10 protein-coding genes are annotated in these 12,883 nt (G+C 45.1%); 9 read left to right on the top strand and 1 reads right to left on the bottom strand.

The features are described 5' to 3' along the window. The first annotated feature begins 14 nt into the window (after nt 1–14). Genes VEZ01S_RS02415 through tldD form a run of 8 tightly spaced genes read left to right on the top strand, consistent with a single transcriptional unit; the run spans nt 15 to nt 10,764 of the window. Nucleotides 15–1,058 carry a rod shape-determining protein gene (locus VEZ01S_RS02415; RefSeq protein WP_021712419.1) on the top strand — a complete coding sequence of 348 codons (1,044 nt, stop codon included), beginning with the start codon at nt 15–17 and terminating at the stop codon, nt 1,056–1,058. Nucleotides 1,059–1,106: 48 nt separating this feature from the next. Continuing rightward, the gene (gene mreC / locus VEZ01S_RS02410; RefSeq protein ID WP_021712418.1) at nt 1,107–2,024 is read left to right on the top strand and encodes a rod shape-determining protein MreC; all 918 of its coding nucleotides are present in this window, start codon (nt 1,107–1,109) and stop codon (nt 2,022–2,024) included. Next, entirely contained in the window at nt 2,014–2,502 is a 489-nt protein-coding gene (gene mreD, locus VEZ01S_RS02405) for a rod shape-determining protein MreD (protein ID WP_021712417.1), read from the top strand. Before mreC ends, mreD begins: the two co-directional genes overlap by 11 nt. Nucleotides 2,503–2,505: 3 nt before the next feature. Beyond that, on the top strand, nt 2,506–3,081 hold the full coding sequence (locus tag VEZ01S_RS02400; RefSeq protein WP_021712416.1) for a Maf family protein: 576 nt from the start codon (nt 2,506–2,508) through the stop codon (nt 3,079–3,081). A gap of 16 nt (nt 3,082–3,097) precedes the next feature. Further along, nucleotides 3,098–4,567 carry a ribonuclease G gene (gene rng, locus VEZ01S_RS02395; RefSeq protein ID WP_021712415.1) on the top strand — a complete coding sequence of 490 codons (1,470 nt, stop codon included), beginning with the start codon at nt 3,098–3,100 and terminating at the stop codon, nt 4,565–4,567. A 12-nt stretch (nt 4,568–4,579) separates the two neighbouring features. Further along, a complete protein-coding gene (locus VEZ01S_RS02390) occupies nt 4,580–8,458 on the top strand; it encodes a YhdP family protein (protein ID WP_021712414.1) in 3,879 nt (1,292 codons plus the stop codon). An 11-nt stretch (nt 8,459–8,469) separates the two neighbouring features. Continuing rightward, entirely contained in the window at nt 8,470–9,315 is an 846-nt protein-coding gene (locus VEZ01S_RS02385) for a carbon-nitrogen hydrolase family protein (protein ID WP_021712413.1), read from the top strand. A 3-nt stretch (nt 9,316–9,318) separates the two neighbouring features. Next, a complete protein-coding gene (tldD, locus tag VEZ01S_RS02380) occupies nt 9,319–10,764 on the top strand; it encodes a metalloprotease TldD (RefSeq protein ID WP_021712412.1) in 1,446 nt (481 codons plus the stop codon). A 101-nt stretch (nt 10,765–10,865) separates the two neighbouring features. Here the strand turns inward: tldD and yjgA are convergent, their stop codons facing one another. Beyond that, on the bottom strand, nt 10,866–11,390 hold the full coding sequence (gene yjgA / locus VEZ01S_RS02375) for a ribosome biogenesis factor YjgA (protein ID WP_021712411.1): 525 nt from the start codon (nt 11,388–11,390) through the stop codon (nt 10,866–10,868). A gap of 130 nt (nt 11,391–11,520) precedes the next feature. Between yjgA and pmbA the strand changes: the two genes are divergently transcribed. Further along, on the top strand, nt 11,521–12,864 hold the full coding sequence (pmbA, locus tag VEZ01S_RS02370) for a metalloprotease PmbA (protein WP_040889978.1): 1,344 nt from the start codon (nt 11,521–11,523) through the stop codon (nt 12,862–12,864). The last annotated feature ends 19 nt before the right edge of the window (nt 12,865–12,883 follow it).

Genomic DNA, 12,883 nt, shown 5'->3' with positions numbered 1-12,883 from the left:
AAGAGCGCTTAGTTATGTTTAAAAAAATTCGCGGAATGTTCTCAAACGACCTGTCTATTGATTTGGGTACAGCGAACACACTCATTTATGTAAAAGGACAAGGCATTGTTCTTGATGAACCATCAGTTGTTGCTATCCGCCAAGATCGCGCTGGTTCAACTAAAAGCGTTGCGGCCGTTGGTCATGACGCAAAGCAAATGCTAGGACGTACTCCTGGTAATATTTCAGCTATTCGCCCAATGAAAGATGGCGTAATTGCCGATTTTTTCGTTACCGAAAAAATGCTTCAGCACTTCATCAAGCAAGTTCATGACAACAGCTTCCTAAAACCAAGCCCACGTGTTTTGGTTTGTGTTCCTTGTGGTTCAACACAAGTTGAGCGCCGTGCGATTCGTGAATCTGCATTAGGTGCCGGTGCTCGTGAAGTGTACTTGATTGACGAGCCAATGGCGGCGGCAATCGGTGCAGGTCTACGTGTATCAGAACCAACTGGTTCTATGGTTGTTGATATCGGTGGTGGTACTACTGAAGTTGCAGTTATCTCACTAAACGGTGTGGTGTACTCTTCTTCTGTGCGCATCGGTGGTGACCGTTTTGATGAAGCTATTATCAACTATGTTCGTCGTAACTACGGCAGCTTGATTGGTGAAGCAACAGCAGAAAAAATCAAACATGTGATCGGTTCAGCTTACCCTGGCGATGAAGTAGAAGAGCTAGAAGTTCGTGGTCGTAACCTTGCAGAAGGTGTGCCGCGCAGCTTTAGCCTAAACTCAAACGAAATCCTTGAAGCACTGCAAGAGCCTCTATCTGGTATCGTTTCTGCAGTTATGGTTGCACTAGAGCAGTGTCCTCCTGAACTGGCTTCTGATATTTCTGAAAACGGTATGGTTCTCACCGGTGGCGGCGCGCTACTGAAAGATCTAGATCGTTTGCTAACAGAAGAAACTGGCATCCCTGTTGTTGTGGCAGAAGAGCCGCTAACTTGTGTGGCTCGTGGGGGCGGTAAAGCTCTTGAAATGATTGATATGCACGGCGGTGACTTATTTAGTGAAGAATAAGTCTTCCTCTGAATTACGCCCACTAGTAACAAAAACGGGTAATGAAGAATGAATCCAATCTTTGGCAGAGGCCCTTCTCTGCAATTGAGACTCTTTTTTGCCGTATTACTATCAGCCAGCTTAATGTTGGCTGATAGTCGTTTAGATACCTTCTCAAATGTACGATACGTGTTGAACAGTGCAGTCGCCCCTATCCAGTATCTTGCTGATTTACCTAGAAGCATGTTTGGGGAACTTTACGAGCGTTTGAGTAGCAAACAGCAATTGTTGGCGACCAATAAAGCCCTGCGTGAAGAGCTATTAAAAAAGAACAGTGAGCTTTCACTGCTTTCTCAATATAAAGAAGAAAACCAACGCTTTCGAAAGCTGTTGGGGTCTAGTTTTGTGCGAGACGAGAAAAAGGTTGTGACGGAAGTCATGGCGGTGGATGCGTCTTCATATCATCAACAAATTATGATTGATAAAGGCCGTGTGGATGGCGTTTATCAAGGTCAACCTGTGATCAATGAGAATGGTATCGTTGGACAAGTCACGGAAGTCGGCGCACACAATAGCCGAGTGTTACTGTTGACCGATTCCAATGCTGCGATTCCTGTGCAGGTTATTCGTAATGACATTCGAGTGATAGCCGCAGGCAGTGGCGATTTAACGCAAATGCACTTGCAGCATATTCCAAGTAATTTTGATATCCAAGAAGGCGATGTGCTTGTTTCATCCGGTTTGGGTGGCGTGTATCCAGAAGGGTATCCTGTCGCGACGGTGACTCAGGTACATATCGATAATCACCAACCGTTCTCAACGATTACCGCAGCCCCTGCGGTCGACTTTGGGCGCTTACGCTATTTGTTATTGGTTTGGCCTCAGCACTCTTCGGCAGATGAACAGCCAACCCTTATTGAAGCAGCACCTGTTGCCCCAGAAAGCAATAACATAAGCGCGCAAGCTGGAGATAAAGATGGCGAATAGTATCTTTGGCGGAAAACTCGTCATTTGGATGACCTTTTTGGCCGCGTTGATTCTGCAAACCATTCCTTGGCCTGGCACAATGGATATGCTACGCCCGTCATGGCTAGTTTTAGTGACATGTTATTGGGTTATGGCCGCTCCGCATCGAGTGAATGTGGGAACGGGTTTGATCTTAGGTCTATTGTGGGACCTCTTATTAGGTTCTACTTTGGGCATTCATGGCTTAATGATGGCGATCGTCACTTATTTAGTGGCAATCAACTTCTTAGTTATTCGTAATATGGCACTGTGGCAGCAAGCACTCGTGATGGCACTGCTTAGTATGCTCAGCATCACCATTGAGTTTTTTGGTGAGTTTATTATTCAAGATGTCGTGTTTAATCCTACATCACTGTGGGTGGCATTGATTAACGCCATTCTTTGGCCATGGTTATTTTTATTATTACGTCGTGTTCGCCGTATTTGGAGAGTAAGATAAGTGATGCAGAACTCCCTTATTTTAGCGTCGGCATCACCAAGAAGACGTGAACTTTTATCTCAATTAGGCTACGAATTCACTATACTTATCAGCGATATAGATGAAGTTCGTGAGCAGGGGGAGTCCCCTAGCCAATATGTACAGCGATTAGCTGAACAAAAAGCACAAACTGTCCTTAAGCAGGCTTGCTTACAGGGCATAGAAAAACCTATCGTTATTGGCTCAGATACGATTGTTACTCAGGATGAGTGCGTATTTGAAAAGCCAGGTTCTCTGCAAGATAGCTTAGAAATGCTCGGTCAACTGTCGAACGCAAAACATCAAGTGATGACGGCAGTCTGTATTTCAGATGCACATAAAACAGAGACCATTATTTGTATTACAGACGTGTGGTTTAAACCCCTCAGCCGCCAAGAAATTGTAGATTATTGGTTGACCGGTGAGCCATGCGACAAGGCAGGAAGCTACGGGATTCAGGGTATAGGCGGAAAGTTTGTTACGCGTATAGAGGGCAGCTATCACGCAGTTGTTGGACTACCTTTATTTGAAACCGAACAGCTCTTGCACCAATTTTTATAAGTTTTAGAGGTGCGCCATGAGTGCAGAGTTACTGATCAACTCAACACCGAGTGAAACTCGGGTTGCTATGATTGAAGGCGGTGTCCTTCAAGAAGTTCATATAGAAAGAGAAGCCAGACGAGGAATTGTAGGTAATATCTACAAGGGCCGAGTCAGTCGTGTATTACCGGGGATGCAAGCCGCCTTTGTTGATATTGGCTTAGAGAAAGCCGCCTTTCTACATGCTTCAGACATAGTGCCTCATACTGAGTGCGTGGCTGAAAACGAAAAACAACAATTTAAAGTTCGAGACATCTCTGAATTGGTTCGTCAAGGCCAAGATATTGTTGTGCAGGTGGTTAAAGATCCCCTTGGCACTAAAGGTGCTCGCCTCACAACAGACATCACACTTCCTTCTCGTTATTTAGTCTTTATGCCCGGTGCAAGCCATGTGGGTGTATCCCAACGTATTGAATCAGAAAAAGAACGTAATCGCCTTAAACGCATTGTTGCGCCGTATTGCAGTGAGTCTGGCGGGTTTATCATCAGAACCGCCGCGGAAGGTGCCGATGAGAAAGAGCTGGCTCAAGACGCGGCTTTTCTAGAGCGTTTATGGGAGAAGGTGATGGTTCGCCGCTCCAAGTACATTACTCGTTCAACCTTATATGGTGAGTTAGGGCTTGCTCCTAGGATCTTACGCGATTTTGTAGGGACTGAACTGTCTTTAATTCAGGTTGATTCTCGCATGGTGTTTGAGTCGTTGCTTGAATTCACCGAAGAGTTTGTGCCTGAATTGATGAGCAAGTTGGTGTTGTATGATGGAGATAAGCCCATTTTCGATTTGTACGATGCGGAGAGTGAGATTCAGCGTTCTCTTGATCGTAAAGTCAATTTAAAATCGGGTGGCTCGTTGATCATTGATCAAACAGAAGCCATGACCACGGTTGATATCAACACCGGTGCTTTTGTGGGTCGCCGAAATCTAGAAGAAACGATCTTCAACACCAACCTAGAAGCTACCGAAGCCATTGCTCGCCAACTGAGATTGCGTAACCTTGGTGGGATCATCATTATCGACTTTATTGATATGTCCAGTGATGAGCATCGCAAACGCGTTCTAGCCTCTCTTGATGCCGCGTTAAGTAATGATCGCGTCAAAACCAATATCAATGGCTTTACTCAGCTTGGATTGGTGGAGATGACTCGTAAGCGTACTCGAGAGAGTATTGAGCATGTGTTGTGTTCCGATTGCCCAAGCTGTGAGGGACGAGGCGCAGTAAAAACAGTGGAAACCGTATGCTATGAAGTGTTGAGAGAAATCACTCGAGTCAATCGTGCTTACGACGCCGATCGATTCTTAGTCTACGCCTCACTGGCTGTTGCTGACGCGCTACAAGGTGAAGAGTCTCACGCACTGGCTGAGCTAGAATTGTTTATTGGTAAAGAAGTTAAAATCACAGCCGAACCGCTTTATGTTCAAGAGCAGTTCGATGTTGTCATGATGTAGGGTAGCGATTCATTGGCGTCATTTTCCGTTCGACTGGAGCGATTTGTTCTATCGCTGTTAGTGTTTATCTTTGTTTCATTAGCGGTGCTGGTCACCGCTTTACGCATTGCTTTACCTCGTTTAGACAACTATCAACAAGACATCGAAACTTGGGTAAATAAGGCTTCGGGCCTTAACTTTACTATCGGTGAAGTGCATGGGTATTGGAAAAATACACACCCTTCTTTGTCTTTATCGGGCTTGCAAGCGGATATCCCTAAGGGGGTAAAAGCATTCTCTGTTGGAGAGGTGCGTGCGGAATTTGATTTGGTTGGCTCTATATTAAACTTGCAACCTAAAATCAGTGAACTGACCGTCGATGGCTTACATATCGATATTAGTGATATCGATCTATTTCATAGCAGTAACCAAAACAGTGCACCGCCGAAAGAGGGGGAGCAGCAGTTACTGCAAAATCTAGAAAACCTGATACTACGTCAATTGAGTGAATTTTCACTGGCAGACTCCACGATCGTTTTTAAAGACGCTGCGGGTGAAGTGCGTGAAGTGGAAGTTGAAACTCTCAATTGGCACAACAACGAAAATCGTCACCATGCTGACGGGATAGTCAGTGTCAAAGATGTGCAGTTGAACAGTGTCAGTGTGATTGCTGATTTTACTGACAACGACGGTATCTCAGATATCAGTGGGGATTTTTACCTGCAAGGGAATAACTTTAATATTACCCCTTGGGTTTCTCCCTACCTTGCTGACGGTATTGTGGTTGAGAAAGGAAGAGTAAGCTTAAACACTTGGGTTTCTTTAAAAAATAATCAACCCATTGATGCCTACCTTGAAATCTCTCCATCGCGTTTAGAGTGGAAAGACAAACATAATCAAAAGAACTCCATCTCTATTCAAGGTGGGGTCATGAAGTTAGACCCAACCGAACACGGTTGGCAGGTAAATGGACAAGATCTTGCTTTTCGCTCAAACGGTATCCAATGGCCGGATTTAAACTTTGCTCTGCAATGGTCTCCTGAGCAATGGAAGTTAAATGTGAATCAGCTCAAGATTGGTAACTTAACACCGATACTTGATCTCCTTCCTGATATGGAAAAAACGCAAGATTGGATCGATACCGTTCAGCTTGATGGTACTGTGAAAGACATGCGTGTTTCTATGGGTGAAGGTATGGATACGCTTCGTTATTCAGCCAACCTTGAACAAGGACATATGAAGCAATGGGAGCTACTTCCTGGCTTGCATACTTTGCAGGCGAAGGTTTTTGGTCGTTCCGATTTAGCCAAAGCGAAAGTAACCTTAATTGATGACGTATTGCCTTATGGCGATGTGTTCCAAGCACCACTTCGAATTCGTCAAGCTGAGCTTGATCTTGTCTGGCAATCTGATGACGATGGATGGCGATTATGGTCAGACAAAGTCACCGCGGCGACCCCAGACCTGCAAGTATTGGGCGCTTTTAAACTGGATTTCCCGAAAAATGCACCGACGTTTTTATCGTTTTACGCCGAAGCGGATTTACTAAATGCGGGAGAAACTTGGCGTTATTTGCCGACCTTGGCCTTGGGGCGTGGTTTAACGGATTACCTGTCTGCGGGTATTCAAGGCGGTACGGTTAAAACGGCTAAATTACTTTGGTATGGTGAGCTGTCTAATTTCCCATATCGTCACAATGACGGCGTATTCCAAGCGTGGGTTCCACTGCGAAAAACCAAATTTAGTTTTAGCACGGCATGGCCGGCATTGACTGACATGCAGCTAGATCTTCTGTTTGAGAATGAGACCATGTTCTTAGATTCTCGCGACGCCAAATTATTAAATATCCACGCTGATCGCATCTCAGGAAAAATCCCACAGATGCACGGTGATGGGCACATTGAGTTATTTGCAGCCGCTAAAGCCGAAGGTTCAGACGTACGAGATTATATGAGTGCGACACCGTTAGTCGGCTCGGTGGGAGCGGCTCTTACTACTATCGACATCAAAGGCCAAGTTGATTCACAGTTTCAGTTGTATATTCCTTTTAGTGAAGGAGAAGAAGCTAGAGCATGGGGCTATGCGGATCTCAATAACAACAACATCAATATTACCGCTCCGCCAATGATGTTAAGTAAAGCAACGGGACGCATCGAATTTGATAATGATGTGGTTAGCACGTCAGGCTTAAAAGCCACAGTACTCGATCAGCCGATCTCTTTGGACTTTACCGGACAAAATGCAGAATCCAGCTACGACACCCGCATTGACTTAATTGGCGATTGGCATGTTGAGCCTTTAATTCCATATCTTGGAAAAACTTGGCTTGAACCGATTTCAGGAAGAGCGCCATGGAATATGGGTATTGATCTGCAAATCAATGATGTTGGCTTTACCTATCAGCTGGATGCCAAAGCAAACCTAACTTCAATCGCAAGCCGCTATCCTGCGCCTATGCAAAAAAAGAAAGGTGAAGTATGGCAAGCTAGAATGCAGGCTTCAGGAAACCAAGAGTCTATATCCGCTCGACTGCAACTACCGAAAGCGAAGTTCCAGACTGAAATCGACATCACTAAAGGAAGACCCGTTCTTAAAGCAACCAATACTGTTATTGGTGCAGGCAGTTTCCGAGTTAGCCCAATTGTCGGTCATCATGCGTCGTTGCGTTTGCCTGAGTTTGATCTCGACCAATGGCTGAAAGTGCTAGATCGTTCAGCGGTGGGGCCTAAACCGATTGTGAGTGAACTTAATGCCCCTGAGTTTCCTGTACCACAACGCATACAAGTACAGACCAACACGCTTAAAGCGGGTGGTTTAGATTGGAATGATGTGGACATTTTAGTGCGCAATCGAGGAAATAAATGGGACTTTAGTGCAGACAGTTCACAGTTAAAAGGCAAAGCCGATTACGATGGAAAACATTTAGGCGTTCATTTATCCAAACTGCAACTCTATCTAGCCGATCCTGAAAATCTGGTGGATGAGTCTATTGTTGATGACAATGACCTCAAACAAAACAAGACAGCGAAGCCTTTGATTTCAGATTTTGATAAAACCTTCTTTGCCAAAATGCCAAGCTTTGACTTACAAATCGATGATTTTTGGATGCAAGGCTACAAAGTGGGTAAGGTTGACGTTGTCATGAAACACGACGGCAATCGCATTGTGTGGGACAAAGCCAATTTGACCAGTGGTCAATCTAGCCTACTGGCAACCGGCTGGTGGAAGTTAACGGATCAGGACAGTGAAACCCATTTGGATTTTAATGCTAAAGGGGAAGATAACTCAGAGATTATGGCAAGATTTGGTGTCAATTCTGGCATTCAAAAAGCGCCGTTTGAATTTAATTCATCGCTCGACTGGAAAGGCTCTCCATGGAATATTCAGGTCGATACTCTAAATGGCACACTGGATGCAGAATTTGGTCGAGGCGTGATTTCTGATGTAGGCGGCGCTGCTAAGTTATTAGGGATGTTCAGCTTAGACTCCTTGATTCGACGCATGCAGTTAGACTTTAGTGACGTTTTTGATGATGGCTTAGCCTTTGACTCTATCGAAGGTAAAGGCAAGGTTGAAAATGGTATTTTTGTTACCAATGATCTGAAAATGGATTCCATCTCCGGTGATATGAGCATTCGTGGCCTAGCCAATTTGAATACGCAAATGGTGGATGCTGAAGTGACCTTTAAACCGGATGTAACTTCAGGTATTCCTATGCTGACCGCATTTGCCGTTGCGCCGCAAACCGCGTTGTACGTGTTGGCAATCAGTACCGTGGTGGCCCCCGTCATAGAAGTCATTACCCAGGTTACGTATGAAATCAAAGGGCCAATGAACGCGCCAAAAGTACGAGAAAAATCGCGCCGTAAGGGAGACTACGAAGTACCTAAAAAACTTCGCTCTGAGTCATAGGGAAGCAACATATGCAGCAGGAACAAGCAAGAGTCGGTTTGGTGCAAATGACATCCGGTAGTGATGTCATGCAAAATTACCAGTACATTGAGCAGCAGGTTAGAGCGCTCGCAGAGCAGCAGTGCCAGTTAATTGTGACTCCAGAAAACAGCTTGTTGTTTGACAATGCCGATAGCTATCAACAGTTGGCAGAAGAGTTAGGCTCGGGCCCTATGCAAGGGAAGCTCGCTAGGCTGGCAAAAGAGCTGGGCGTATGGATTGTGATAGGATCTTTTCCTATTCGGGCGTCGAAAGATAAGCTCTACTCGACAAGTTTAGTTTTTAACGATCAAGGTGAGCTAGCCTCTCACTACGCGAAAATGCATTTGTTTGATGTTGAAGTAGCGGATGGACATGGCAGTTACCGAGAGTCTGATTGTTTTGAGCATGGTCAGTTACCACAGATAGTTGAGACACCTTTTGGTAAACTCGGCTTATCGATTTGTTATGACTTAAGATTTGCCCCTCTCTATAACGTCCTTCGTGAGGGTGGTGCAGATATTATTTTGGTGCCTGCGGCTTTTACCGCAGTCACCGGAGAAGCGCACTGGGAAGTGCTTCTTCGTTCTAGAGCAATAGAAAACCAAGTTTGGGTCATTGGTGTAGGTCAGTGTGGACAACACTCTGCCAGCAGACAAACTTGGGGGCATTCTATGGTGATCGACCCATGGGGTAAGATGATCACCAAAGCGGCAATGACGCCTTGCAATTTAATTGCTGATATCGAATTACATCAAGTGCAGCACGTTCGAAAGGCGATGCCTGTTGCGGCACATCAGAAATTTTTTAGCCTCATCATTGATGAGGGAAATGAGTAAATTATGACAATTGAAATCGTAGAACAAGAGCTATTGGCTCCAAGTGGATTAACGGACCAAGATGTAGAGCGCACTCTCTCTTTAATTGCTGCTCGTGATATCGACTATGCCGATGTGTATTTTCAAGCGAGCTGGCATGAAACACTAGTATTAGAAGACAGTATTATCAAAGATGGTTCATTTAATATCGACCGTGGGGTTGGTGTTCGAGCGATCAGTGGTGAGAAAACAGGGTTTGCATACTCAGATCAAATCCAAGCAGACAGCTTGAAACAATCGGCCATTGCAGCACGAGGCATTGCGAAACAAGGTCAAACGGCGCAAGTTCAAACGTTTTCTCGTTACAACTCAAGCAAAATTTATTCAGGGGTTAACCCGTTACAGAGCCTTGAAAAGCAACAAAAAATCGACTTACTCAAAGAGCTTGATGTGTATATCCGCACTAAAGAACCTTTGGTAAGTGAAGTGAATATCAGCTTAAGCGGTGTTTATGAGCAAGTGCTTGTGGCAGCAACCGATGGTACCTACGCGACTGATATTCGTCCGCTCGTACGCTTATCTATTAGCGTGTTAGCACAACGAGGTGAGCGCCGTGAACGTGGTACGTCTGGCGGTGGTGGTCGTTATGATTATCAACGATTCTTAGCGATGGACGGAAGCAAAACCGTGGCAATGAATCTTGCGGATGAAGCGATTCGTCTGGCATTAGTGAACCTTGAATCTGATGCCGCTCCTGCGGGTACAATGCCGGTGGTACTTGGTGCAGGCTGGCCGGGCGTACTGTTGCATGAAGCGGTTGGTCATGGCTTAGAAGGCGATTTCAACCGTAAACAATCGTCAGTTTTCTCGGGTAAAGTAGGCGAGAAAGTGACTTCCGATCTTTGTACGATTGTGGATGACGGCACTATGGTCGATCGTCGTGGTTCATTAAACATCGATGACGAAGGTGTTGAAGGGCAATACAATACCTTAATCGAAAATGGTGTGCTTAAAGGTTACATGCAAGACAAGATGAATGCGCGCCTTATGGGCGTTGCACCTACGGGGAATGGGCGCCGCGAATCTTTTGCGCACTTGCCAATGCCTCGTATGACCAATACCTATATGTTGCCGGGTCAGCACACCCCAGAAGAGATTATTTCAACTGTCGAAAAAGGCATTTATGCACCAGGTTTTGCCGGTGGTCAGGTTGATATTACTTCGGGTAAATTTGTTTTTTCTGCTTCTGAAGCGTATCTGATTGAAAATGGTAAGATTACTCGCCCAGTGAAAGGCGCGACGTTAATTGGTTCTGGTATCGAAGCGATGCAACAAGTGTCTATGATCGGAAATGATTTACAAATAGATAAAGGGGTTGGCGTATGCGGTAAAGCAGGGCAGAGCCTTCCTGTTGGCGTTGGTCAACCGACGGTGAAATTGGACACCATTACCGTAGGTGGTACAGAGTAAACGTTAATGACGCACAGTAGTGATAGACAGTTTCATCATTACTGTGCGTATAAAGTCGCTGACTTTCTTCATTTCACCTTTATTTCGGGTGAAGAGAGAAATTAAGCTTCGTTATTCAAATCTTTTAAGATCTGGAAAATTTCGCGGTATGCCTTAGGCGGCTTACTGGTGGCTTTTTCTTTATTGGCTTGACGAGCTAACTGACGTAGACGTTGTCTGTCTGCTTCTGGATACAAGCTCAGTACTTCTTCAATTGCCGAATCTCCCTCTGCTACAACGCGATCACGCAATACTTCCAGTTTATGCAATTCAGCAGAAGCCTGAGAGTGTTTGTTACGGTGCTTATCCAGCGCAGCTTGGATTGGCTCAATCTCAATTTGACGCATCACTTTGCCAATGTATTGCAGTTGACGACGCTTAGCTTCGTTTTTAAAGCGCTGGGCATCTTTAATGGCGTCGGCAAGATCTTCTGGCAACGGGAATTTATCCAGTATACCTGGCTTTAGCGCCACAAGCTCTTCGCCAAGTTTTTGCAAAGCTTCCATGTCTTGCTTCATTTCGGTTTTACTTACCCAAATGATTTCTTCTTCCTCTTCCCAAGGGGCTTTCTGGTTTTTTCTGGCCATAATTTGCTCTTCGTGACTTAATTTTGAATGCGTATTCCGCATAATTTCCGTTATTTTAACAAACAAATTGGGGAGAATGGGAAAAGCTTGGTATTCTAAACGCAATTGCCTGCAAATAATTGATTTAACTATGGACGCTAGACAACAAATTGCCCAACAAAAAGTAGAATTAGAAGAAGCGGTTGCGAAAGCCCTAGTCTTGGCGTCTGCCAAAGCTGATGGCGCTGAAGTTGCCATCAATAAATCTACAGGCCTGAGTGTATCCACTCGTATGTGTGAAGTAGAGAATGTCGAGTTTAATAGCGACGGCGCTCTGGGTATCACGGTTTACCGAGGTCAAAGAAAGGGGAGTGCCTCCACTTCTGACTTGAGTGAAAAAGCGATAGCACAAACCGTTGCTGCAGCATTAGATATTGCTAAGTATACCTCTGAAGATCCGTGTGCAGGTCCTGCACCGGCAGAATTGATGGTGAAAGAGATTAAAGATTTGGATCTCTTCCATCCTGATGAACCTAATCCCGATCACATTGCAAAAATCGCAATTGAAGCGGAACAAGCTGCTTTAGCGTACAGCGATAAGATCAAACAAAGTGATGGTGCAAGCTATGACTCCCACTTTGGTATTCGTGTTTACGGTAACTCACACGGCGTCCTTGCCAGCTATCCGTCTAGCCGCCACAGCGTAAGCTGTAGCGTGATTGGTTCGGGTGCCAATGGTGATATGGAGCGTAACTATAGTTATAGCGTTGCTCGTAGAGCAGACGATCTTTGGTCAGCCAAAGAAGTGGGTTTAAAAGCCGCAGAAAGAACGATACAGAGCCTAGACTCTAGACGCATCGAAACGGGCGAGTATCCTGTGATGTTCGCGGCAGAGGTGGCGACAGGACTGATGGGGCATTTGATCGCTGCTATTAGTGGTGGCAGTTTGTACCGTAAGTCTTCATTCTTACTTGATCATCTTGGAAAGCAAATTCTTCCTGATTGGTTCAATGTAAATGAGAAACCACACATTTTAAGAGGCTTAGCTTCAACGCCATTTGATAGTGAAGGTGTTGAAACCAAAGACTGTGACATTATTACTGACGGTAAACTGGCGACGTATCTATTAACCAGCTACGCCGCTCGTAAACTGAATATGACGCCTACTGGGCACGCAGGTGGTATCCATAACTGGTTTGTTCAATCAACCGGACAAGATTACCAAGCCATGCTTAAAGAGCTAGGTACAGGCTTCCTGGTTACTGATCTTATGGGGCAAGGTGTGAATGGCGTGACTGGGGATTACTCTCGCGGTGCTGCTGGATTTTGGGTTGAAAATGGCGTGATTCAATATCCTGTTTCAGAAGTCACCATTGCGGGCAATCTAAAAGATATGTTCCAACGTATTGTTGCGGTGGGTAATGATGTAGAAACACGCTCACAAATTCAAACTGGTTCAATGTTGATTGAATCTATGAAAGTAGCGGGTATTTAACCCTCATTGTACTCAATAA

This window comes from Vibrio ezurae NBRC 102218 (genome assembly GCF_000467185.1).
Classification (GTDB): Bacteria; Pseudomonadota; Gammaproteobacteria; order Enterobacterales; family Vibrionaceae; genus Vibrio; species Vibrio ezurae.
This window is presented reverse-complemented; position numbering and strand designations above follow the sequence as displayed.

Coding starts and splice junctions, on each gene's coding strand:
- VEZ01S_RS02415 (WP_021712419.1), top strand. CDS start 15: ATGTTTAAAAAAATTCGCGGAATGTTCTCAAACGACCTGTCTATTGAT.
- mreC (WP_021712418.1), top strand. CDS start 1,107: ATGAATCCAATCTTTGGCAGAGGCCCTTCTCTGCAATTGAGACTCTTT.
- mreD (WP_021712417.1), top strand. CDS start 2,014: ATGGCGAATAGTATCTTTGGCGGAAAACTCGTCATTTGGATGACCTTT.
- VEZ01S_RS02400 (WP_021712416.1), top strand. CDS start 2,506: ATGCAGAACTCCCTTATTTTAGCGTCGGCATCACCAAGAAGACGTGAA.
- rng (WP_021712415.1), top strand. CDS start 3,098: ATGAGTGCAGAGTTACTGATCAACTCAACACCGAGTGAAACTCGGGTT.
- VEZ01S_RS02385 (WP_021712413.1), top strand. CDS start 8,470: ATGCAGCAGGAACAAGCAAGAGTCGGTTTGGTGCAAATGACATCCGGT.
- tldD (WP_021712412.1), top strand. CDS start 9,319: ATGACAATTGAAATCGTAGAACAAGAGCTATTGGCTCCAAGTGGATTA.
- yjgA (WP_021712411.1), bottom strand. CDS start 11,390: ATGGCCAGAAAAAACCAGAAAGCCCCTTGGGAAGAGGAAGAAGAAATC.
- pmbA (WP_040889978.1), top strand. CDS start 11,521: ATGGACGCTAGACAACAAATTGCCCAACAAAAAGTAGAATTAGAAGAA.